Here is a 25,310-nt window from a genome sequence, read left to right as displayed (position 1 = left end):
ATGATTAATGCATTATGCACTTAATCCTGTCTTATTCTGCGTCCCCCATTGCGAAAGAAAGACGCATTTTGTGATATCCGTAAAGAATGGTATTACCATCCCGATCGTTTATCACATCCTTAGGGATTTGATAATATCTTTTAGTATTTGATCCATTTTCATAATCACTGGGTACCTTTAGCTGCAGGGCTGTATCTCCTCTTTTAGCTGCGAACCAAAATACTGGAACTGTTGAATAATCAACTTCTTGCTTTAATTTAATCCTCGGATTGGAATCAATCTTAGCTTCCGCTTCAATACATACGACTGGCTTTGTTACAGACTGGTTCATCTGTTCAACAGTCATATCCGCATAGGATTCCAAAGTATAAGAAGAAACACCGTCTTCTATAATTCCCATGTATCCAACATTGGCCTTATGGTTTTCTCCGCCATAATTTTTTACGATTAAACCAGATGATGTTTGTAATTTAATTGAATCCATGAAAGTTTCACTTTCATTTGTCAACTTAACAGTGGGGGCAATAAAGCCGTGATTTGCTTCATTGATTCCATCTGTATAAATATTAAATACAATTCTTGTGGGTACTGTTACTTTTAGCTGATTTACCTTAACTGGAATATGTACTTCCCCGTACATACCCTTTTCTCCAGCATCCGAAGGAGTTATGCCCGTCCCTGTTAGATCAAACGTATTGCCATATATATTTTGATCGCTATAATTTGAATCAATATACTCGGTATCCTCAGAATTCTCTGCTATGCCACGGACATATTCATTGCCATCTGTATCAGTCACTTGTATCTTTCCTTGGAGCCAAGTACCCTCATTATTGTCTAACATCACAATTCTCAGATAATTTGATGGTAATAAAATATCCTTTCCGTTAACCACAAGTTGTTTATCTGCTTCTGAAACCTCATGCATTGTCAAGTCAAGAACTTTAACTTTTCCGTCTGTTCCGGTTACTGGATTTTTCTCTTTTGCAGCACTGACAGAGAGAACCGTTACGCCATCATTTATTTTGACTTCATGAACATCATTTCCAAATATAAGTCCTTCGCCACTCATGCTGTTGAACAGATTTGTCATTGTTGCTCCATCGCTGCCAAAAGTAACTGTTCCATTAGAATCCAGGTTTAAAATTTTTGCTTGCACTCCATTGACAAATACATTGAATTCTTTTGTTTTATTTCCTTCAATAGACACTTCCTTTGTAGTAGTCCCCTTAATAATCAACTCATGTGTGTGATTAGCGTTACATCCTTTAAACGCATCGCCTGTCACTGCAATAACAGATCTGCTTGCAACAAAGCCTGTATCAATATCCTCGCCTTTCTTATTCTTTAAACTTTCCTCTGTTAAATCCAGAACAATTGGACATACATCAGAAATCGTATTATCCCACAGAGCTGTCAATGTTATATCTTGTTCCGGCATCCGGAAGATATCATCCGGATTCAATATAGTCTTTTGAGAAGATCCTACTGTAACAGCCAAATTGCTCTCCCAACCAGCAAATATCCACCCTTCGCCCGGGGAGTTTAATCCATCAGGTTTTTTAACTATTACATAAGCATCTTTTCTATATGGGCTGCTCTCATCTTTCACCTCGCCAGAACCATTTCCTGCCAGGTATGAAACCTTATAAGTCGTTTCCCAATGCGCGTATAATTCCGTGTTTTCAACAGGCGTAAATGGAGCTTGTACCTTATTACCGCCTTCCGCCTTTGTATACCATCCTAAAAATATATAACCCTCTGGATGTGTAGCAGATGGAAGTTCTCCCAATGCATCACCAATCAAAACCTCATCAAAATCTTTTTCTGGAGTTCCTCCATTGCCATTGTATGTGACTGTGTAAGAATTTTTTGCAACCCACACAGGATACAAAGTCATATTTTTTAATTCTGTTAATGCTTCACCTGGCTGATACATAGCTTCTGCTGCGTTTACCTCAACACTCCAACCACCAAATTCTTTACCAGCCGGTGCATCAAAATTTGGTTTCGTAAGCGGCTGATTAGGATTCTGTGTTGGGTCATTTTCTAGTATGGTAGCATCTGCCATCTCAGCATCCGAATAATATACCTGTTCGTAGGTCTTGGAATTTTCAGAATTATCAGCTTTGTAGATAATTTTCCTTCCTGGGATAGTTATACTTCCGGTAATAACATGGCACCTTTCAGTTATGGTTTCTTCTCCTGTAGGCGACGTACCATTTGTCATAGATATTTCCTGTTCTTTATGGAAATAATCTCTCAAACGAATATTTTTTATTACTTCTCCAGGCTCTGCTGCAAAATTATAAAAATACATTTGAAACTCATGATAACCATATCCCGTCCCATCATTTGTCGGCGTTAACGCACCATGATCAGGATTTCGATACCATTTATATCCACGGCGATGAGTTATTAAATCTAATCCATCATCCTCAGGCAATTGATAATCCGGAATTATGTCATCTGTACTCTCTGGCATATTCTGCAGTTCCGGAGCTGGGAGTCTTGACGGCCATGACCACTCTAAAACACTTCCAGTGATTTCTACATGCTTTGCCATATCCGTCAACAAGCGGGCATTCAATGTGGCATTATAGCGGCCTTTTGCTAATGTCGGATCGGTATCCGCAACAGTGTCATATACAATGTAATCAACCCAGTTCCCATCCAGGTGTTCATCACCTTGGTACACCGGATAAAGTGTTACATTCTGGATCTTATATCTTCCATTTGCATCCTTTTCCTCCAATGACATACCCGGGCGATATTGAATTTGATTTATAGAATCTGAATAGATACTCCACCCCAAAAAATTCTTATCTTCAACAGGTGTAAACCCAACTTCTTCTAAAGACAATATTCTTTTTCCAGTAAGTTCTTCATCCGTCATATACTGTTGAATATAAGTTTCTGTTCCCTCAGCATTTGACTTGTAAGTAATTGTTCGACCTGGTGCACGCAACTGGCCTCCTGTTACATTGCCTCTGACAAGCGGAACTTCCTCTTCCCCGTTTGATGGATATAGCAATAATGTAGATTCACCAAGTGAAGGGCTGTAATAATCTTGCACAATAACATCAAAGGCTTGCCCCGGGATTGCATTCACATTCGCAAAATTAAGATTAAATGTCTTATAACCTGTTCTGTTTTCGCCTTGTATATATGCTCCATGATCGCTGTCCCTATAATAGCGGAAAACAACTCTTTGCTCTTTCATGTTTTTTTCCGCATCTTCCGTGACTGGATTAAAAGCCCCCAGCTCTGGTGTATTACTTAAAGTAGGAGTTGGAAGATTACTTGACCAAAACCATTGTACTGCTCCACCTTGTATCCCTGTGGTAGTGTCACTGTTGCCTGTCATTCTTGCTGTCATAGTTGCATTGTATGTCCCATTTTCTCCGGGTGTCATCGTTTCATCGAAAACAGTAAAATCCATTCCATATTCATCTGCTGGAACCTCAGGAACATATTTTTCTTCACTGACCGCAAACACCTGCATAACTGTTGTCAGAAGCACTAAACCACATAATATTAATGCTGAAATTTTTTTAAATATTGATTTCTTTTTAATCGTCATCGTAACCACCGCCTTAATAAGTAATAAATGCTTCCAACAATTCTACATCTTGCCATGTAATTACGGTTCTTCCTGTTACTGCTTCACTATTCATATCTCCCATAAGTGGTTGATAGGAGTATTTATCCAATGCCGCTTCGCCAATCACGTAATTGGTCAGCAATTCAATATCGCTATTTCTAATCGACGCATTCAAATCAACATCCCCTGATGCAATAACGATACAGCTGGCTTTCTTTCCCGTTTCTCCATAGCTTAAAGTGACCCTTAAAATGCCAGATTTACCGACTTTTGTAGATGCTGCGATTCTTGAGTTTTCAGTGGTCGGTTTTACAACAGCAAGTGGCAAGGTTTCAATAGCATCCTTATCTTTATCCTCTGTCAATACCTCTCCTGACCAATCGTACACATAAGATCCATTTATTCTAGTTCTCGTATATAGTTCATATGTATATGTGAGCTTTTCCAACTGCTCCGGCGTCGCCTCTTCTCCATTTACCATTACCTTCGGGAAATTCTTCGTCAATGTCTCGCCTGCTTTGTTGATTACTTTTATAACTGCATCCTGCCCCTCGTCCACGCCTTCAAATGTTATATCAACACTGTCGTTTTTCCAAACAGCCGTTAAAACTACATTTTGACCAGGCATTATAAAAACATCTCCTCCTGCCAATCGTGTAGTCTCTACACCATTTACAGTTACTGGAACATTACTCTCCCAACCATCAAAAAGTTTATTTTGCGGTGGTTTTACAGCATCCTCTTTTACTGTAGTAACGTTTTCGCCTTCCTCAAACAAGGTGTTTAGCGGCAAAGCACCATTACCCCCATTAAGCTGATAAGTAACACTATATTTTGCAATCCACTTACCTGATAGTGTCATATTGCTGACAACAGTTATCTCCTGACTAGGTTGATAAGTGTTCCCAGACTCATCTTCCCATCCGCCGAAAATATAGATTTTCCCTTCACCTTCCAATCTTTCAGTTTCAGGTGCACTAAATGTATACGTCTTTTCGTGAATCACTTTAGCATCACTTGGATTCATCACTTCTGTTGAAACATCCTGTGGTTTATTAATTTCATACTTAATGGAATACTCATTTATACTTTCATCCCATACTGCTTTCAGTGTTACATCTCCACTTATAGATATTTCATCGTTTACTTGGTAAATATTCCCCTCTCCAGCATCCCATCCAGCAAATTTATAGGTTTTTCCATACGCTTCTAATATTTCAGTTGTTGGTGCCTTTATCGTATATGAACTGTCATGGGTAACGGATTCACTATCTGGTTCTTTTACCTCTGTAGTAACGCCTTCCGGTTTATTTATGTCATACCGCACCGTATATTCGTTGGCATTCCAATGCGCAAAATAAGTACCCCCGGACTGTGGAGTATGCTCCATACCAGCATCACCTATTTTTTCTCCACCTTCTTTTTCGGTATACCATCCCGCAAAACCATACCCATTTTTAGTTGCATTTGGCAGTGTTATTTTTTCTCCTATTCTAACCGAATCAGTCTCTCGATCCACTGTGCCGCCATTACCGTCATATTTGATTTCATAATAATCTGCGTTATAATAGAAGGTAATCTCATGAGCATTCTTATAGTCCGACACATTGTAATTTTTTCCAGCAATTTTTTTTCCACCATCAACGCTGTACTCCCCTGTAAACGCAAATCCATGTGCAGATAAATCCGGTGCGTAAAAAGTCTTTGCCGCTACAGTATTTGCTTCCCAGATTCCATTATCATATGCGATAGTGTTCTCATTAATTTTGTACGCATTTCCGCTGGCCGATGGCGCACTGGTCGCAGTAGTTGCTTCAGTAATTGCCGCACCACCTGTGTATGGCAATTCACGTCCATTCTGATCAACTAACTTAACTTTTGTCGTATTAAAGAATTGTCCCGGTGTATCAGCTATCCAATACAGAAAACCATCTGCCGCAGGTATCCATGTTGTGTAATCCGAATTTCCTCTTCTATAATTTTCTGCAACACGAATCTGTGACTTATTCTTTTTATATACTTCTGATTGAAAACCACGTAAATCTCTTCTATATTCTGAGTTCACTATACGAGCAAAATTATTTCTGCTATTATCTTGTCCATGCCAATTTGTATTAACATGGCCTCCCGTATAAACCGGATCTGTGTAGCCTTCGCAATGAGCAATTTCTCCTAAATTGCTCATTGGGCCTATTGTTGTTTTTCCATGAAATCCATTTTCATAACCAGACAATCCGGACTCAACAATTGCATTACCCTTTATTCCAGCTGCCATGTTATTCCATCTGATATTTGCAACGTAAGGATTTACCCCTGTATTCATATAATTGTTTGCAAGTATTGCAGCTCCTCCTACATACGAATAGTTTGTAAGCAATTTGCCACCTTTCAATACGCCATTTCTCAACATCTCATGCAATTCGTCTATCGAAAATACTCTGGCTGTATTAGTACCGTTAAAAGTGGCTCTATCTCTTGGTGTCAATATGCCACACTCCCAAGCCAATCCTTGAGCATAATTGTCTACAATTTCTCCACCGGTAATTACCCAATTACCGCCCCTTCCATCATAGACATCAACAACAGCCTCATCATTATCCATATTGTGCCAAATTTTTCCTCCAGACATTTCAAAATAACCGTAGGAAGATATTTGTACTGCAGCACCTGCACCACCACGACATTCTTCAATAATGCCACCTTCCATAAAAAATCTTCCCCCATTTTCCAGGAGCACTCCTCCACCAAGATATGAACCTGCTACAGTATAAAATCCCTTTATGATTCCGCCATCTTTCATAATTAAATTCGCATCATCATACACTCTTATAGCCGCCGAAGAAGAGTCAAGATAATTTCCAAACAATGTGACATCCTCAAGAACCAATTCTGATCCTTTGTTAGCCAGATAGAACACACTCCCGTTAAAAGCAGCCGTTCTGTTCAACGTTCCACCGCCATTCAATGTAACCGTAACAGACTTCGTTACATTAATGGTGCTAGTTACATTCAAGTTACCGACGACGTTGATTGAAATATTACTTGTTGCATTTTCTATACTTGTTTTAAGTTCAGCAAAGTTTGAAACCGTTATCACCCCAGATTCAGAAGCTGCTACACTAAGCTCAGCTTCTACTCCCTCGGCAGCATCGCCTTGTAATTCCTGTTTCGCTTCCTCCTGCTCCATCCCTTCCTGCGAAGATTCCTCGCTCATCTCTATATTTGAATCAATATCATTAATGTTCAGATTTTCTTTAACCTGCCCGTTTTCTTTATCCTCATTAGATTCTGTATTTTTTTCTAATGTGATTTTATCTTGCGTCCTGACCCAGTAATATTCGACATTCTCGCCATCTTCAGAAGTTCTCAGTGCTTTACACAGGCGCCATATATAGAATTCGCCACCACTGCCATCATAAAGCTGAGCCCCCTCTGGTATTTCTTCCATATCATTTGTTCCAGACATATAAATTGGAACTTCCTCTGTATTTTCTATGTATTCCGAAACATAAATCATGTTATTTTCATCAAATGCTTCTAATACATCTGTGTATCCCTTCTCCATAAGAAAATCTCTAAATGCCAGAAAACTAAGATCCCATTGCTTCACAGCCTCTTCAGTGGGAAGATAATTAAGCAATTCATTTACTGCCTCCGTATTTTCATAAAGTAAAACAGTTTCTGCTTTTTCAGAACCACCCTCCACCGCAAAAGCTCCTGAAACATTCCCAGCTATTACTGACAATGTCAATAGTCCTACTAATCCTCTTTTGCAAACGGAACCTATATTCTTTTTCTTTTCCTTCCCAGACTCCTTCATGCCTGTTCTCCTTTCCCTCATATAGAATTAAGCTACAACATAATTATAGTTATGTTGTACTCATACCCCGGCGGAGAGCCATTCACGCACCATAAAATTTCAAAAAAATAACCGATACGAGCGTGATGTATCGAAATTAATAAAGGATGGCATAAAAAAAGCCTTTTGATTTTTAAACAATCTTAAGGTTTTAATTCGAGTACGCTCTTTCACATAAGTCCGGTATTTCGTGTATTCAATTTCCTTTAAATCCTGCTATAATGAGCTGGTATTCCTGCTAAGTTTCTGAAATGATGGATTTTATTCATTACGTTTGTGGAAATCAGAGAAAATCACTGAAATGTAAGTAGAATATAGAAAAATATGTATTGACGATTTTTGTCAAATATGATAAGATAGTTCCAATTACAGATGGTTTTAGCAATTCATACAACATAACTATAATTATGTTGTTTTTTTATTATAAGACTAAGCTTAAACTTTCTAGCCGTTTCTTATACACTGCTCCAGTGGTAGCAGTATATATCCTTGTCGTCTCCACGCTGGAATGCCCCAGAATATCCGCAAGGCTTATGATATCTCTGTATGCTTTGTAATAGATTACTGCGAAAAGATGCCGTAGGTTATGGGGAAATATTTTCTTTTCCAAAACCTTTATTTCAGATCCTAACTTCTTCATCTCCCGCCAGATGTTGCTTCGGTCAACTGCCTTGCCTCCAGATGTGATAAATATACTCCCACTCTTTATTTTCATCTTAACAATATAACAAAGCAGCTTCTTTTTTAACTGCTCCGGTACAAGAATGATTCTGACCTTTCCTTTATTGTGGATTTCAATCCGTCCTGTTTTTACTGCTTTGACCGTGAAATATTGCAGTTCACTGATGCGGATTCCTGTAGAACAGATGGTTTCCATAATAAGGGCCAGCCGTATTTTCCCCGCTTCATATGCCTTCTGTACCATATTTTTATACTCTTCCTCTGTCAGATCCCGTTCTTCCTCTCGAAAAACCGGCTTCTGTACTTTAATCCGCCTTACTTTAAAATTAAATGCACCTATAAACATCAGGAATTGATTTAAAGCTGCCAGCATAGAATTAACACTTGTAACGCTATACTCTAAGAGTATTGATTCTTTATATTCTAGTACCCTCTCCTTTGTTATAATGTTATCAATCCCAAGATATTTTATAAAATGTTTCACGTCTCTTTCGTACTTTTCTACTGTAGCCTTGCTTCGTTCCTCTTCCAGTAAGTATCTTACAAATTCTTCCAACAGCTCATTAGTAGCGATTAATTTCTGTTCCATATAACAACTCTCCTTTTCTTTAACAGTTATTATTGCCAGAAAACTATCCGCATATATCTTATTCTATCGTTATTCCATTTTTTTCTAGTGACTCTTGCCTTTGATTTCTGCCTTTCATCCAGTAATAAACTATTAAAATACCATTTACCATAAATTTAAGCGTAAAAAAAGCTCACCGGTTAGTATACCAGTCAGCTGAATCTGAAAATACCCGCCTCTGCCCTTCCAATGGCGTATCGATGTACATAACAGAAACCCATCGTGCTCAATCATTCGGAATTCGTTGCATATCTCCCATCATGAATGATATTCTTTTTAGACTGGTTCTTCTGCATTTCCTACTGTAGTTCTTTTTATCGCACATTGCTCCCACCCCTTTGTATGTACAAATGTCTAGGCGTTTTGCTTGCATTTATTGGTATCAATATTATTTTATCATTCTCTAGTATTTCTGTCAATTTTTAACATTTTTCAGGAAATTGCATATCATCGATATGATATATTATACCTTTCACTTAATTTAAGCCTAAATATCCTTGTATAAATAAGTATCAATTTCTCATCAATTAAAGGCATTATAAAATGGAAAACGGTATCTCTATGAAATTTTCCCTGGCAATTTTTCTTGCGTATTGGTAATAGTTCTGACACCCTGCATATACCCACTCTGCTATAGAACTCTCTTGTTTAATCAGCTGCTCTTTAGCTGCCTTATCTTTCTCTATGTCAAAGTTTATCAAATATCCCCAGGCGAGTTCATTTTTTAAACATTCAAAGACAGGCAACGCAGCCGGCAGTCCGGCATATTTTAACATAACTTCAAAACAACTTGTAAGTCCTTGATTCAGGAACTGACCTTTTAAATCCGCTTTATCTTTTTCTGTCATCACCTCTTCCGCACGGTGCAAAATAGGTCTGCTTATGATTATAATCAGCTGCAAAGCTTCAAAGTAAGATACAATATTCTTTCGCATTTCCATATCCTTAAAAAATAGCTCTCGGCTCGTCAAATCAAAGCCCTTGACTTTTGTCCCAACACCATTAATCGTTGAAACCAGCTCAAGTCTCCCCAAAATTTCTATCGCGTTTCGAGAAGTTATTACTGACACACCATTTTCTTGTGCAAGCTGTGCATAAGACGGCAAGATATCTCCATTCTTATATTCCTCCCTTCCTATTTTAGATATCAGAATCGATGCCAGCTGTACATAATCAGATTTTCCTGTGAGCGACCAAGTGAAGTTAAAAGCACTGTTCACATCTTCACTCTCTATTTTTTTTCCAATCCTTGTTAAATATCTGTCACTTTTTTTCTTCATCATCTGACAGAATAAACCAATCTGTTTCTTCAGTTTTTCATGCTCCTGTGCAATAACTAGTTTTTCAAACTTTTTGAACGTAGTTTTAAAAAAAGGGGCTATAGCCTGGAACTTTAGTTTATCCCATTCACTACTGCTGACCGGAAGCTGTACGTAAGAAATTAGCGCAGCAAATAATTGTTCCAGCAAATGGTTATTCGGTAAGGCAATAATCAGCCGGAACAGCTGCAGAATACCAGCTTGCAGCTTTGCTTCTGTCTTTACAGATAAGTTCTCGGCAAAAAAGCCAACAAGCCCTGCAATCTCATTGCGGAGACTTCGAGAAAGCATTTTTTGAATATAAACAAAAATCTCCGGCATTATCAGCTCCATAAAATCATAGACCTGTAAAACCGCCTCCTTTCTTCCCACCACTTCAGCTAAATAAAATTTTTGATATTTGGGATTATCGATATCAAAAGAAATTACCGCCTGTTTTCTTGGTTCCATTGTCACGTATCCATGTTCCTGCAGCAAATGTAATGCTGACCTCACTGTATTCCTCCCGACCCCATAAATATAACAGAGTTCCTTTAAGCTCGGAAGTACATCCCCCTTTTGGTATGTACCTGTGTAAATCTGTACAATAATATCTCTATATACGCTATAGTAATAGGTGTCCGTCTGTTTTTCCATTTAGCATTCCCCATTTTCATCTGTTTTGTTTATTATACCATTAGCCAGGAAATCTGGCAAAGACAGATAGACACCTCAATCTTCAAGCCATCTCCCCGGTACCATAGCAATCCACTTTAGCCGCAGATATACATGATTTACTTAATCAGGAATGAGTTCTTATAATATAACATTTTTTCTCCACACTACATCCTTCAGCCGTCTATGCTGCGAAATGCATCCAACGTATTCAAAATATTTTCAACTGCTGAATCTTCCAATTCCAACATATTGTCATCCTCAGATATGCTAATTTCCATCCGCTCCTTTTCCATGATTTGCAAGGTTTTACTTGCCTGTTTTACTTCTTCGGATACCAGCTGTTTAATCAACTGACGCAGCTCTATTACACTTAATGCCGAAGTTTCATTACTCTTTTTCCCACTGACATGTTCTAAGATAGCATCCACAATAAGCTGTGTCATACCTTTCCCGACTTCATTGAGAATCGCTGCAACTTTTATATGGTTTTCATTCTTACTATCGAATCCTATAGTAAACTTATATGGATTTTTTTTACTCACATAGTTCACGCCCCATCGTCATTCGATATAAAATATCAAATCCAATCGCATTTGCTTTCAAATCCTCAACAAACCGATACTTTCCTAACCGATCTGCTTTCTCCAGAAAGTGTCTCAGAAGCAATGCACCACCACCAATAAAAATCGTATAGGTGGATTTAGTGTCAATCCCCCGTTCCCGGATGCTGGCCAACAGATCCGTCACAAAATCCTGTACCAGATTTTCTACCCGCTTCACAACCGAATCCTCATAATATGCCGTTTCCCTATTGATGATGCTGTCTATGTCCCCATCTTCCAGAAGCATATCATACTCGCTATTGATCTTGGAGCGTATTTCATTGTACATCGTGATTACTCCCATCTCCAGTGAATCACAGTAGTCCATATCTGCTTTCCCACGGCGCATCAAAAGATAGTCTGTGGTAAATCCGCCGATGTCTATCCCCACTGCTTTTGGAATTGTATTGATTTCATTCAATACAGTAACCAGAGCCGCATAATCCTGGGGAAAAGCACACACTTTCCTGATGCACACATGATAATGCTTGCCATTATAATTAATATCCTGGACCGTGCCAGCACCTTTAAAATACGCCTCATACCTATCACAAAGCTCTGCATAATGTTTTGGAGGCAGACCAATAGGTAAATCTACTTGTACCATATCCTGTTCTTGTACCTTTCCACTATGTTCCAATTCCATTGCAATGGCAAATAAAGTAAGTACATAAAAACGGTTATCTGATGTTTTATCCCTCTGGTATGGAATACGCTTTTCACTCAGTGTGTAGTATTTTTCTCCATATTGTAAAAATTTCTCACCTCTTGCCGGTTTTTTATCCAGCACATTTATGCCGGATGTAAAAACAAAATGCAGGCTTTTGATATTCCTGTTTCCATGATCCACCGCAATCCGAAGGTTTTTAATTGGTCCTGTCATAAAATGTCACTCCTTTTCTCGTTTTCTACTTATTAATTACGTATAGTTCTACGTAAAGTGCAACTAAAATATCCGGTGCATTTAAAAAGGCACCAGCCATAAGCCAGTGCCAATGTTCCTTTAACTTTCTCATTTCTATGGGTTTTTCTTGTTGCCATTAGTATTTCATCTGCTATGCCACTTCTGTTTCTAACGCATCAGTTTCCTCATTGAAATATTTCTCAAACAAATCTATATACCGTTTTTGTGCCTCTGAAATAAGTGGTCCCTGCAAAGAAGCATATGACCATAAGAGCAGTTCTTCCTCTTCCACGTGATATTGCTCCCTTGGTTGAAAAGTTCCACAGATATATGACGGCACACATGGCTTTATAATTTCTTCTACAGCCGATTTCGTCTTTGCCTGAAGGATAAATTCTGCCTTCTTGCAAAATACTGCCTCTACAATTCTCGGTATAAAGCCATCCTGCTCGTACTTTGAAATAATACCGCGGAGTTTTATAATCGCCTGAAGCCGCATAGATGTTAGGTCTTCTGTTATATCCTCATCTGTTAGTAAGCCAGCAATATACTTTGCGTATTCAAAATCAATCATGGTTTGTTATCCCCCTTTATCATCAATTTAATTTTCCTGTAATGCATAATAATAGTCATCGATACCTTTGATATTCCCATTCCATTCACCATTTGAAGATAGATCCCATACCATCCGTCTATATGGCAGTCCCAGGTGCTCACATATTTCGTATAATCTCTGGCAGCCGCTTTGAATGATGGATCTTTTATTTATCTTCTTTGGGCATGCTACTTCCTTTTCTCCATATCCATGTACACAGACTGACAGACACCCACTTTTGTCACAGGTTTTACACGCTTCTCCATAGTCATTTTTACATAATATCTGCATTTTTTTATCCATATCATAAGCCTCGCATACTTCCTGTATTCCATATCCTTTTAGTTCTGACAGCAATGGTTCCAAATTTCGGTATTGGTTCACTCCGGCTACGCAGGCATATGTTTCTCCTGATAGGTAATGTGCAATAGTTCCTTTTAAAGCTCCTTCTGTAATATGGATAACCTTTTTATCCAAATCACCAATCACATGTACCGGGCTTCCGGAAGATACGCCTTGGCTATAATTTACGCTGGACAGCCAGATATACTTCTGTCCTTCTTTCGGTCTGTCCAGGCGGATTTGAAAGCCTTGAATTTTATCGTGGACGCAAACCGGTATTAAAAAACCAGTTCTTTTAGGGCTTAGATTAATGGTCCATTCTCCGTCCTTATCCAGATAAAAGCCTGGAACACCTTCCACGACACATCCTTCTGCCATCAGTTTCTTAACCAGGCTTTTGTAGCCAAATACTGGTATGCTGCGGTACCTCTGCGTATCAATCTGTTCATCTGTCAGCCCCCGTGCTTTTAAATCCTCCCGATGCTTTTCGGATAAATTCATATAGGATAAGAGCAAGGAGTAAGTCCGGTTCCGCACCTCTAAAGGTGCCAAATCAGCGTTCTCTACTGCTGACACCGGAAGTGCTTTTTCCTGTTGCCTTACCTCGTATTGATTTGTTGTTCCCAAATGCAGTGCAGAACAGATCTCATCAAATGCCTCCTTGTGTGTGACATTATATAAATCTCCATACAGCCTTAGCATACCACCTGATGCTCCGCACCGGTTACAGCGGAATACCTGTTTTTGTGTATTGATATTCAGCTTTCCTTTTCTTTCCCCACAAAATGGGCAGTCCGCATACCAGGAATTTGACATTTTTCTCCTAATACGCAGATTTAGTATTCGTGCCACATCCGTTATATTAAATGGAAATTCGGATACATCATGCATGGATTCCTCCTTGTCCCTGCAGCCAGAAATGCCGGCTGCAGGTCTTTTTATTATTTAGCCCGCCAAGGGCATTGCCTGTTCCATTATTTTTATAGCCGCAGCCTGGAGCAGATGGTTCGCCCCAGTATATGACTCCGCGTACCATTTCACGCTTCCTGGATTGTCCACAGCTAGCTGACCCATTGTCTTTCCATTGTGGGTGCCAGTAGGGATGACAACCTGAACCGCCTGTTCATAAGACAGTTGCCTGACCAGCTCTTCTACTGGAAGACCCGGTTGAAATGTTGGCACTGGCTGTCTTGCTACCGTATTGGCCTGCTGGTAAAATCCATTCATAGCCGGCATGGGTCCTGTTTGCTCCTGATACTGCATGGCACAATTGCCTTGCTGTACTGAAGGCTTTTGGACCCCGCTCTGCGGTATAAATGCCTGCCCCTGTGAATGCATTGCTTCCTGCATGGCAGGCTGGGAGGCAGTAGCAGATGGTGCAGGAATCCCGGCATCCACCTGTTGTGGATCGTTTTCTTCCCCTACATCTGCAAACTGCATACCAAAACCAGCATCTGCAAGCGCCCGCCCGATTGCTGCAGTCTCAGCCATCTCCAAAAACTTGTCTCCAAACTTTGGATCTTCACTCCGGAACTTCTGGGAAAAAGAATTCGAGACGTACTGCTCTTCGGGGTCGTTCTTGTCCAAGTATATCCTCGCTTCCACAATCGCCATATGATCGGCAAGACTGACAATCTTACTGATGATCTTTCCAACGGGATAGGCAAGCCGAAACCATAATTTCCTATACTTTACATCCAGGTATAGCTGCTCCTCCTGTCCTTCATTTTGGATAGTCCTCATATATTTCAATGGCTCAAATCCCTCTACATGGTTAAGTGCAGCCACAGAATCCGACTGGTTATACAATAAATCTTTCATGCTGTTGCTCCTTTCCAATATAAAAAGCAGCCTTTACCATATACATAGTAATAACCTGCCTTTTCCATTAATCTGTAATTTTTTATACTGCTAATCTTAATTGTTCCATTTCTTTTTCTGGTAGCTTCTGGTATTGGTGATAATATCCTACAATGCGTTCCCCAAGTACCGTGTTTCTCGAACCACTGTCATTTGTGTGAATGGCTTGACACACTGCACTCCACTCGCCAACAATGTATACTTTAGATTTTGCCCTGGTGACCGCTGTATAAAGAATATTTCGCTTTAACATCCGATAGAATCCCTTTACCCATGGCAGAATGACAATCGGATATTCAGAGCCTTGCGCCTTATGCACTGTAGTTGCATAGGCCAATTCAATCATCTCTATCTGCTCTACATCATATTCCACTGTTCGGCTGTCAGAAAACTGTATCACAGCTTTGCTTTCTCCATCGGAATCCACAAAACAATCCATGAGCATGCCCATGTCCCCATTACTGGCATCCGCAGTATTTTTATTTTGCAGTATCTTGTCATCCGGACGGAACACATGCTCCCCGACAGCCAATTCCTTTTTACCGCTGACTCCAGGGTTCACCATTTCCTGCAGTACCTTATTGAGCTGATTGACGCCTGCCATGCTCCGTCGTCGGTAAGGTGTCAATATCTGTACCTGATCCAGCCCATGTTCTGCCACTTCTTTCGCAAAAATTTCTGTAACCTTTTCCGCTGCAGCTTCTGCACCCTTACATGCAATAAATTGAAAATCATCGTTTAAGTAAAGCTGCGTCTTATTCTCCTGCATAAGTTCAGCATTGACAGGGATAGTGCTTTCAGCTCCCTGCCGGTATACTAAATCCAATACCGTAACTGCAATCAGACCGCAGCCTATTAGCTGTCGGAACACATCACCAGCACCAACTGAAGGCAGCTGATTGACATCCCCAATAAACAAAACCCTTGTCCCCGGCTTCAAGCGCAAAAAGAAGTCAAAAGCCAGTTGCATATCTACCATAGACGTTTCGTCTATGCTGATAAATCCTGCCTGGAAATACTCAAAGTCACAATTTCCCATATCTCCCAGAAGACCCATTGCCATATGCATGGTCGTGGCATCTTGATTTCCCGTTGCCTCCGACATACGTCTGGCAGCCCTTCCTGTGGGAGCCATTAGCTGGATATCCTCTTGTGATAATTCCTTATAGATAAACAGGATGACCTGAAGCACGGTAGTTTTCCCTGTTCCCGGTCCTCCTGTGATAATGGATAAGCGGTTGGAAAACACCATCTGTACGGCTGCTTTTTGTTGTTCGGATAACTCTATCCCCAGCTCCTTTTGTGCCTTGTTAAGAAGCGGTCCAATATCAACCGGCATATTTTTTTCCAGAAGCATTTTGGCTATCATAGATGCAGTCAGGTTCTCCGTATCAAATTGCCGGGTAATATATACCCGTTCTTCATCCACTACAATATCTTTTTGCATAACCAGGCGGTAAAGCACGGTCTCTATCTCCCGTTTTGTGACAACCGGATAATCAAAACCGTAGTTTAGTGCTTCTATACAGTCTGCCACTAACTTCTCGCGTACCTGAAACAAATGTCCATCTGTGATCACCTCATGGAGAATGTAGCTGATACACCCGGAAATCCGCATAGGGTCATTCATGGTGCATCCACATTTCTTTGCAATCTCATCTACAGTCAGGAAACCAAATCCCTCAACTGCAACCAGCATATAAGGTCTATGACGGACAATATCCAGGGACTGTTCATGATAGTGCTGCAAAATCCGCTGTACTTTCTTCGGCGTGATTTTAAACGGTGCCAATGCCGTCATCAGCTCACGAAACAGTTTGTTTTTCCCAAAACCAACTTTGATCTCCTCTAATTTGCGTTCACTGATTCCTTTGATTTTAAGCAGCTGATCCGGATCATGCTCCATGATCTCCAGGGTATCCAGCCCAAAGGAGTCATATATCATTTCAGCCGTCTTTTGGCGGATTCCCTTCAAAGCGCCAGATGCAAGGTACCCGATGATACCCTCCCTGGTACGGGGGACCACTTCCAAAAAGCTTTCCACTTGGAACTGCATCCCATGGTTTTTATTCTCCCATGTGCCAATCATCTCCACCTCGATTTTATCGGATAACGGAAGTGAATAACCTACGGCGCTAAAGCCAATGTTCGCTCCCTTTGTGTGGTAGCTGTCCCTGGCAGACATCGGAACAGACGTATCAGTAGTCATAAATACCGCCACTGTATATCCGTTCTCTTCATTTTGATAAATTTTATGCTTAAACCGACATCTCATTATTTATGTCCTCCGCTTCTTGTTACGCCGCCTCCTTCTTTACCCGAAAAATCCGGCTTTCACTTGTCTTTGCATATTCCTCAAAGATATCGGGATGCTGAATTTTCAGTTTTTCCATGTCATCCTTTGCAATCTGTGTCCGGAGCATCGGATTATAAGTAATCCGGTAACGGCAATCTGTTCCCTCTACTATAGCTTTGCAGCCTTGTCCCAGCTCCTCCACAAATGGGATAGAAAGCTGCCGCTGTTCAGACTCGATTTCACGTTTTCTTTTTTCAAGTATTGACTTCTCTTCAGATAGTTCCAGATATCGCTCCAGCTTTTTAGCACTTCCAATCGTCAGTTTTTGCTCAGGAAGCGACTTATCTCCATATCCCACAAACCTTCGGATGCTGTTTAAAATCAAATCCGGCTTTCCATATAGCTGCGGCTCTACCCTTTTCTCTACATACTCGTTCCAGAAGAACTCTTCCTGCTCAATGATCTCCTGCTCTTCCTCCATGTCCCGGTCAATTTTTCGGATAAAAAATTCATTTGCATTATTACCATATAGACACGCAATATAAGCCTGGTTAAGATTCATGACAGCGAGGTAATGGCGTACCTGATAAACATAGTGAGCTGGTATCCGACCATCTGCCCACTTATCCTGGCTGTTATAGTTACAGGTCTTACACTCTAAGATACCAAATGTGCCATCCGGAAAGCGAATGAAATAATCCACGTCGGCAAGCATAAAAGGATATTTTGGATGTCGAAACATCTTATGGACTGGAAATACTTCCAGTCCTGTTTTTGCTGAAAAAATCTTTGCAACTAAATCCTCCAGCCGGTGCCCTACTTCCAATGCAACCCAGTTATTGCTTCCTTCTTCGATTACTGGCTTTACACCGATTTTGTCATTGTATAAGTCAAATGCAGTGGCAAACGGGGAGATTCCCATAATAGCCGCCACATCACTGCCTCCTATTCCTTTTCTTCGGTATTTCAGCCACTCTTCCCTCGTAAGCTTATCTATATCCACAACCACTTGTGCCTCATATTGTATTACACTATTCTTTTCCAAACTGTCCACCCCCCATTCTTACCACTTAACAGGTATGCAAAGATCATACTCCGCCCAGTCATACGAAAGGACTTTAGCGATATCTTCCTCCAGCCGGATAATCTCCTGGCTTTTCATACCCTCACAGGCTGCGAAAAAAACAGCTTCATTGAGCGCATAGTAAAGGTCATGTGCACTGCAGGGTACATCTCCGTTTTGGGCTTTAAAAAGCTCTACTACTTCATTTTTAATTTTCTTTTTCATATCCAGTTTGTTCAAGATTCCCATAAGGCAATTCGCTGGATGGTGAATTTCAATATCCATAAGCTTTGCAAAATCCATCAAGGTTTCTTTATATCTGGAAAAAAGAAGTTCCAGGTTTTCCTCAAACTTTTTAATACTCGCTCCTTTATGTGTCAACCGGATGGGATTTCCTAAACTGATTGTCTGGTTTCCACTCCCACATAAAAGCATGGGATAAAGATTAGCACCGCTTGCAGCCACATCAGAAGTCGTCAGACGCAGTGCCAGCTTGATAACTTTCATGGAAATACCATGCGCATCAAGCGCCTTTTTATAAACTTCCAACACTTCCTCATCTTCCAGTTCCCACATAGCAGTAACAACGGAATGGTCATAACTGCCTGAACCTTCCACATAAGTGCTGCCTGGATATTTTTTATTCAAATACTCTACTACTGTCTCAAATACATCCTGCATTTCCAGGATGCTGTAATCACAATAATCACCACCATGGACCGCCGACACTTTTCCATCCGCAATCTTTATCAAAGCCTCTCCCTTTGCCACCTGTAGACAGTAATTGACCACCTTGGAATAATATGCCTTATCCAGCTTCCGAAGACCTGGGCCGGATATGCCAGCCCGTTTCAGTATAGTTTGAATTGCACAGTCACGTACCGGATAGGTCTGTCCGCGCATTTTCAACATCAATTTCGTATGATTTTTAGTATCATTCAGAATCTCCTGCTCTCTTTCTTCAATTTCCTCTTCCATGTCCATTTTTTTCAAGGGAACTAATCGCAGATCCTTTGTTGGTTTCCGTATCCAGGATGCACTCCCGGCACGCTCCTTTAGAAAATGCATCAGCTCCTCCACGTTGGCAAATGTGGTCTGAAACCCATCTGCATACACTCTTGCTTCTTTCATTTGTTTTCCACCTTTCTTAAATTTTTTATATCCATAAACAGCTGAAGCTGTATCTGGCAGACTAATTTCCCAAAAGTACAGATAATATCTTTTTATTCCCGTATATAAAAAATGGATGATTTAAGAAACACTTACATTTCCTAAATCATCCAAGAACACATAAAAAAAGCGCCATCTGCCCATTTACTGCGCAAAATGACACTTAATACAAACCTAAACAACTTATGCCAAGCAGATGCTCTTTGCTCTGCTCTCATGATTCAGGATTCATCATATCCCGAATTTCACCTCAAAGGGTGTGCATAAAATTAACTATAGGCGTATAGTAGCACAATATATTGTTGTTGTCAATCAATTCAATGGCATATCTGGTATAATTATCGTTTCTATTGACTATTTTGCATTACAAAATTCATAAATTTTTGATAATTTTTCCAAATTTTTTATTTCTTTTCGTTATTATCCCTTAAAAGCACCTTGAAAACTCCATACACATCCCTGCAATGGATATAGGCGCTGCAGATAGTGTGCATCCTTGCACGCCTGCAGCTTGATGTCTACATAGTAACACCTTCTACGTGGTCTCAAAGGGCACAGGAACTGGTTGTGGCGGGTGAAAAAATATATAGAGGTGATACATTTGATAAAAAAATCTGAAACATATGCATCCGTATTCAAAGACTATCCGGATGTAGTAACCGTAGAGCAAATGGCTGAAATGTTGGGTATTAGTACAAAAACAGCATATCGATTGCTAAAAAACAATGTCATTCAACATTTTATGATCGGGCGGATTTATAAAGTACCTAAGTATCATATACTTACCTATTTAAACCTTCTTGAACCTCCAAAATAAAATTTGACAAGACAGTGCCAAATTTATGCCTACATGATATAATAATTATATCAGTAGTGGGTGTAAAATAACTGTTACCTCAAAAAAGGAGGTAAAATGTCATGGTAGCAGGACATCTACGAGAAAAAAATGGAATATACCAAATGGTGCTAAGCTATAAAGATAGTTCAAATAAATGGCGCACCAAATCAATCAGCACGGAGTTACCGGTAAAGGGAAATAAAAAGAAAGCTGAGATGCTGCTGGCAAAAGCCAAGAAAGAATTTATACCACCCATTTGGGACAAACATGCACTTTTAATTGATTTAATCAAACATTGGGTAAAATATGCCTCTCTTGAGACTGAAGTGTATGCAGAGTATAAAGAGTACATTGAAAACTATATTACACCGTATTTTACGAATCACACTATTTCTATTGGTGGCTTATCTGCAAAAGATTTAGAAGCGTTTTTTAATGAACTCATAAAAAGGCGTAAAAAGGCAGGAAGTATGAAGTACCTGCTGAAAACCACCCATCGCATTATATTAAGTGCATTGGATTATGCAGTTCAGTCAAAATGGATTGCACATAATGTGGCGGATGATATTGACCCTAACACGGGTCAGGCAGAGATTCTTTTTGCCGATTTCATTTTAGAATGGTTGGCCATAATAAAGTACAAAGTACAGATTACAACTTATGCCGGATATGAGTCCAATGTAAAAAAACGTATTGAGCCTTATTTCCGCGAAAAGGGTTACACACTAAATGATCTGTATGAAAATCCTAAGTATATACAAGACTATTACACATATGAGCTTGAGAAAAACAAGGTTAAACCCAACACAGTTATACGGCGGCATGCGAATATCCATAAATGCCTGGAATATGCTGTCCATATAAATCTGCTGAAAGGTAATCCAGCTGACCGTGTAGAGCGACCTGAAGAGAATGATTTTTCTGCTCAATACTACAATTCTATTGAGTTAGCAGAAATGTTTAAAGTCTTTCGTGGAGATCCTATAGAAATATGCGTAATACTGGCTTCCTTCTATGGTATGAGGCGAAGCGAAGCCTTGGGTGTAAAATGGTCCAGTATAGATTTTGTGAATAAAACTATATCTGTGAGACATGTAGTTACAGATATTTATTTAGACGGAAAATGCCAGCACATTTCCAAAGATAAAACAAAATCAAAATCCAGTACCCGTAAACTTCCGCTTGTCCCGCAATTTGAGACTGCTCTGGTGGAGCTTTATAAAAAGCAGCAGATCCAACGAGAACTATGTGGCGAGGACTACAGCCTGGAATACCTTGATTATATCAACAAAAACGATATGGGTGAGAGATTGAAGCCAGGATATATATCGGACCATTTCTCATTAATCCTAAAGAAAAATGGACTGCGTAAAATACGTTTCCATGACCTTCGCCACAGCTGCGCTACCCTATTGTACGAGAACGGGGTAGACTTAAAGTCAATCCAAGAATGGTTAGGGCATAGTACGATTGGAACTACAGCAAATATCTATACACATTTTGATTATACAAAAAAGATAGACACTGCTAACGCAATCCTGGGAAATTACCCATTGGTATCGGCAAATGCATATTATTAAAAAAAGACTCAAACATAATGTTTAAGTCTTCTAAAAAATGCCGGTGACCGGACTTGAACCGGTACGGGATTGCTCCCGAGGGATTTTAAGTCCCTTGCGTCTGCCTATTCCGCCACACCGGCAAATGTACATCCATCATTTTTATGTTCCCAAAACTCAAGGGATATTTTGAAGGGATGCAAATACACTTACCAAATATTAAGTTTTAACCCCGCATAAACACTGGGTTTTTTGCCGAAAGAGACTTGAAAACCTACTGGATTTTAAGTCCCGGGCGTCTGCCAGTTCCGCCACTGCGGCAAAACGACCCAGAAGAGACTCGAACTCTCGACCTCCGCCGTGACAGGGCGGCGCTCTAACCAACTGAGCCACTGGGCCAAAACTTTATGAAACTATAACCTTTAACTAATAAATGGACCTTCGGGGACTCGAACCCAGGACCGACCGGTTATGAGCCGGTTGCTCTAACCAACTGAGCTAAAGGTCCAAAGAGCCGATGATCGGACTCGAACCGATAACCTGCTGATTACAAATCAGCTGCTCTGCCAATTGAGCCACATCGGCGTACCTGTTTAACCTATTGTTTCACTCTATCCTTCACCAAATATGCTGAAGCTTCCTTACTTATGTTCTTGAGTGACTCCAAGGGGATTTGAACCCCTGTTACCGCCGTGAAAGGGCGGTGTCTTAACCGCTTGACCATGGAGCCAAAAAACTCCCCCTGTTGGACTCGAACCAACGACACTGCGGTTAACAGCCGCATGCTCTACCGACTGAGCTAAGGAGGAATAGATACAACGATACACCGTACCTTCAAAACCGCATATACAAAACACAAAAACCTTCTTTTCAAACCCGCCGTTTGCACTTTCGTGCTCAGGTCAAGCCCTCGACCGATTAGTAGCAGTCAGCTCCATACATTGCTGCACTTCCACCTCTGCCCTATCCACCTCGTCGTCTTCAAGGGGTCTTACTTCTTTATGAATGGGATATCTCATCTTGAGGGGGGCTTCACGCTTAGATGCCTTCAGCGTTTATCCCTTCCAGGCTTGGCTACCCTGCCATGCAGTTGGCACTGCAACAGGTACACCAGCGGCCCGTCCATCCCGGTCCTCTCGTACTAAGGACAGCTCCTTTCAAATATCCTACGCCCACGCCGGATAGGGACCGAACTGTCTCACGACGTTCTGAACCCAGCTCGCGTACCGCTTTAATGGGCGAACAGCCCAACCCTTGGGACCTACTACAGCCCCAGGATGCGATGAGCCGACATCGAGGTGCCAAACCACTCCGTCGATGTGAACTCTTGGGAGTGATAAGCCTGTTATCCCCAGGGTAGCTTTTATCCGTTGAGCGATGGCATTCCCACTTAATACCACCGGATCACTAAGCCCTACTTTCGTACCTGCTCCACCCGTCGGTGTCGCAGTCAAGCTCCCTTCTGCCTTTGCACTCTGCGAATGGTTTCCAACCATTCTGAGGGAACCTTTGGGCGCCTCCGATACTCTTTCGGAGGCGACCGCCCCAGTCAAACTCCCCGCCTGGCATTGTCCCACCGCCGGTTAACGGCGGCTGGTTAGAAGCCCAATACTGCAAGGGTGGTATCCCAACAGTGGCTCCATGGCAACTGGCGTCACCACTTCTTAGCCTCCCACCTATCCTGTACATGCAATACCGGACCCCAGTACCAAACTGGAGTAAAGCTCCATGGGGTCTTTCCGTCCTGGCGCAGGTAACCAGCATCTTCACTGGTACTTCAATTTCACCGGATGCATTGCCGAGACAGCGCTCAAATCATTACGCCTTTCGTGCGGGTCGGAACTTACCCGACAAGGAATTTCGCTACCTTAGGACCGTTATAGTTACGGCCGCCGTTTACTGGGGCTTAAATTCAATGCTTCGTCTCCTGACATCTCCTCTTAACCTTCCAGCACCGGGCAGGCGTCAGCCCATATACCTCACCTTTCGGTTTCGCATAGACCTGTGTTTTTGCTAAACAGTTGCTTGAGCCTATTCTCTGCGGCCAGGTCTCCCTGGCACCCCTTCTCCCGAAGTTACGGGGTCATTTTGCCGAGTTCCTTGGCAATGCTTCTTCCGTCGGCCTTAGGATTCTCTCCTCATCCACCTGTGTCGGTTTACGGTACGGGTACGATATGAACAATAGCGGCTTTTCTTGACGCATGGCTCACACACTTCCCTACTTTAGTTCGGTCCGCATCACGCTTTTGGGTTGTCTGACGGTTTTTCCTATCAGACCCCTCCTTCGCTTGCCCCGGGATACCATTCCCGGGTTGTGCTCTCCACACGTGTCCCCACAGTTCTGTCATATCGCAGTACAGGAATCTCAACCTGTTGTCCATCGGCTACGGCTCTCGCCCTCGCCTTAGGCCCCGACTTACCCAGGGCAGATCAGCTTTACCCTGGAAACCTTAGATATTCGGCCACAAGGATTCTCACCTTGTTCTCGCTACTCATTCCGGCATTCTCTCTTCCATGCAGTCCACAGCTCCTTACGGTACTGCTTCTTCCCACATGCAATGCTCCTCTACCAATGACTATGTCATTCCTCAGCTTCGGTGTCGTGTTTTAGCCCCGGACATTTTCGGCGCAGGACCTCTCGACCAGTGAGCTATTACGCACTCTTTGAATGTGTGGCTGCTTCTGAGCCAACATCCTGGTTGTCTTTGAAATCCCACATCCTTTTCCACTTAACACGCACTTTGGGACCTTAGCTGGAGGTCTGGGCTCTTTCCCTTTTGACTATCCAACTTATCTCGTATAGTCTGACTCCCGGCAATCAATTCTATGGCATTCGGAGTTTGATATTCTTCGGTAGGCTTTGACGCCCCCTAGGAAATTCAGTGCTCTACCTCCATGAATCTGTGCCGAGGCTAGCCCTAAAGCTATTTCGAGGAGAACCAGCTATCTCCGGGTTCGATTGGAATTTCTCCCCTATCCACACCTCATCGCCACCCTTTTCAACGGATGTGCGTTCGGTCCTCCACTACCTCTTACGGCAGCTTCAACCTGGACATGGATAGATCACCCGGTTTCGGGTCTGCACATACTGACTCTGGCCCTATTCAGACTTGGTTTCCCTACGGCTCCGCGTCTTAGACGCTTAACCTTGCCAGTATGCACAACTCGCCGGACCGTTCTACAAAAAGTACGCGGTCCCTCATATAAAGAGGTTCCACAGCTTGTAAACACAGGGTTTCAGGTTCTCTTTCACTCCCCTCCCGGGGTCCTTTTCACCTTTCCTTCACAGTACTATGCACTATCGGTCACTAAGGAGTATTTAGCCTTACGGGG

Annotated in this window: 14 protein-coding genes, 6 tRNA genes, 1 rRNA gene and 1 pseudogene (1 of these 22 cut by a window edge); 2 read left to right on the top strand and 20 right to left on the bottom strand. The window is 41.4% G+C overall.

What is annotated here, in order from left to right:
- Nucleotides 1-31: 31 nt before the first annotated feature.
- From BLCOC_RS03075 to BLCOC_RS03020, 13 genes and pseudogenes are all read right to left on the bottom strand, one after another.
- A complete protein-coding gene (locus BLCOC_RS03075; RefSeq protein WP_115624344.1) occupies nt 32-3,583 on the bottom strand; it encodes an InlB B-repeat-containing protein in 3,552 nt (1,183 codons plus the stop codon).
- 13 nt (nt 3,584-3,596) lie between these two features.
- Nucleotides 3,597-7,424: an InlB B-repeat-containing protein gene (locus BLCOC_RS03070; protein ID WP_165907300.1), complete on the bottom strand. Its 3,828-nt coding sequence runs from the start codon at nt 7,422-7,424 to the stop codon at nt 3,597-3,599.
- A 460-nt stretch (nt 7,425-7,884) separates the two neighbouring features.
- The gene (locus BLCOC_RS03065) at nt 7,885-8,733 is read right to left on the bottom strand and encodes a tyrosine-type recombinase/integrase (protein WP_115624342.1); all 849 of its coding nucleotides are present in this window, start codon (nt 8,731-8,733) and stop codon (nt 7,885-7,887) included.
- Nucleotides 8,734-9,308: 575 nt separating this feature from the next.
- The gene (locus tag BLCOC_RS03060) at nt 9,309-10,541 is read right to left on the bottom strand and encodes a GntR family transcriptional regulator (RefSeq protein WP_242999025.1); all 1,233 of its coding nucleotides are present in this window, start codon (nt 10,539-10,541) and stop codon (nt 9,309-9,311) included.
- A 45-nt stretch (nt 10,542-10,586) separates the two neighbouring features.
- A pseudogene (locus BLCOC_RS27715) lies at nt 10,587-10,727 on the bottom strand (GntR family transcriptional regulator); the annotation flags it as partial.
- Between the two features lie 194 nt (nt 10,728-10,921).
- Nucleotides 10,922-11,290, bottom strand: a complete 369-nt coding sequence (locus BLCOC_RS03055) for a hypothetical protein (protein ID WP_115624340.1) — start codon at nt 11,288-11,290, stop codon at nt 10,922-10,924.
- Nucleotides 11,283-12,233 (bottom strand): ParM/StbA family protein, encoded by a 951-nt coding sequence (locus BLCOC_RS03050; RefSeq protein ID WP_115624339.1) that lies wholly within the window; start codon nt 12,231-12,233, stop codon nt 11,283-11,285. Before BLCOC_RS03050 ends, BLCOC_RS03055 begins: the two co-directional genes overlap by 8 nt.
- Nucleotides 12,234-12,405: 172 nt before the next feature.
- Complete coding sequence (locus BLCOC_RS03045) at nt 12,406-12,828, bottom strand: hypothetical protein (protein WP_115624338.1); 423 nt, start codon at nt 12,826-12,828, stop codon at nt 12,406-12,408.
- Nucleotides 12,829-12,855: 27 nt separating this feature from the next.
- Nucleotides 12,856-14,082 (bottom strand): CHC2 zinc finger domain-containing protein, encoded by a 1,227-nt coding sequence (locus BLCOC_RS03040; RefSeq protein ID WP_115624337.1) that lies wholly within the window; start codon nt 14,080-14,082, stop codon nt 12,856-12,858.
- A 54-nt stretch (nt 14,083-14,136) separates the two neighbouring features.
- Nucleotides 14,137-15,012, bottom strand: a complete 876-nt coding sequence (locus tag BLCOC_RS03035; protein ID WP_115624336.1) for a hypothetical protein — start codon at nt 15,010-15,012, stop codon at nt 14,137-14,139.
- 82 nt (nt 15,013-15,094) lie between these two features.
- Complete coding sequence (gene recD2, locus BLCOC_RS03030; protein WP_115624335.1) at nt 15,095-17,326, bottom strand: SF1B family DNA helicase RecD2; 2,232 nt, start codon at nt 17,324-17,326, stop codon at nt 15,095-15,097.
- Nucleotides 17,327-17,348: 22 nt separating this feature from the next.
- Entirely contained in the window at nt 17,349-18,392 is a 1,044-nt protein-coding gene (locus tag BLCOC_RS03025; RefSeq protein ID WP_115624334.1) for a YqaJ viral recombinase family nuclease, read from the bottom strand.
- Nucleotides 18,393-18,410: 18 nt separating this feature from the next.
- Nucleotides 18,411-19,541: a transposase gene (locus BLCOC_RS03020; protein ID WP_115624333.1), complete on the bottom strand. Its 1,131-nt coding sequence runs from the start codon at nt 19,539-19,541 to the stop codon at nt 18,411-18,413.
- A gap of 709 nt (nt 19,542-20,250) precedes the next feature.
- On the opposite strand from BLCOC_RS03020, the gene BLCOC_RS03015 reads away from it, so the two are divergent.
- A complete protein-coding gene (locus tag BLCOC_RS03015; protein WP_115625532.1) occupies nt 20,251-20,397 on the top strand; it encodes a helix-turn-helix domain-containing protein in 147 nt (48 codons plus the stop codon).
- A 101-nt stretch (nt 20,398-20,498) separates the two neighbouring features.
- Entirely contained in the window at nt 20,499-21,998 is a 1,500-nt protein-coding gene (locus BLCOC_RS03010; RefSeq protein WP_115624332.1) for a tyrosine-type recombinase/integrase, read from the top strand.
- Between the two features lie 38 nt (nt 21,999-22,036).
- Here BLCOC_RS03010 and BLCOC_RS03005 read toward each other — a convergent pair.
- The 7 genes from BLCOC_RS03005 to BLCOC_RS02975 all read right to left on the bottom strand — a co-directional run.
- Nucleotides 22,037-22,120: transfer RNA gene (locus BLCOC_RS03005), tRNA-Leu, on the bottom strand.
- A gap of 182 nt (nt 22,121-22,302) precedes the next feature.
- A tRNA-Asp gene (locus BLCOC_RS03000) sits at nt 22,303-22,376 on the bottom strand.
- Between the two features lie 35 nt (nt 22,377-22,411).
- Nucleotides 22,412-22,485: transfer RNA gene (locus tag BLCOC_RS02995), tRNA-Ile, on the bottom strand.
- Between the two features lie 4 nt (nt 22,486-22,489).
- A tRNA-Thr gene (locus BLCOC_RS02990) sits at nt 22,490-22,562 on the bottom strand.
- Between the two features lie 73 nt (nt 22,563-22,635).
- Nucleotides 22,636-22,707 (bottom strand) — tRNA-Glu (locus BLCOC_RS02985).
- A 6-nt stretch (nt 22,708-22,713) separates the two neighbouring features.
- Nucleotides 22,714-22,786: transfer RNA gene (locus BLCOC_RS02980), tRNA-Asn, on the bottom strand.
- 89 nt (nt 22,787-22,875) lie between these two features.
- Nucleotides 22,876-25,310: ribosomal RNA gene (locus BLCOC_RS02975) — 23S ribosomal RNA — on the bottom strand; it runs 449 nt beyond the window's last position.

Origin of the sequence: Blautia coccoides (assembly GCF_034355335.1) — a bacterium.
Classification (GTDB): domain Bacteria; phylum Bacillota; class Clostridia; order Lachnospirales; family Lachnospiraceae; genus Blautia; species Blautia producta.
Note: the sequence above shows the minus strand (reverse complement) of the source record. Positions and strands in the feature narration are given on the sequence as shown.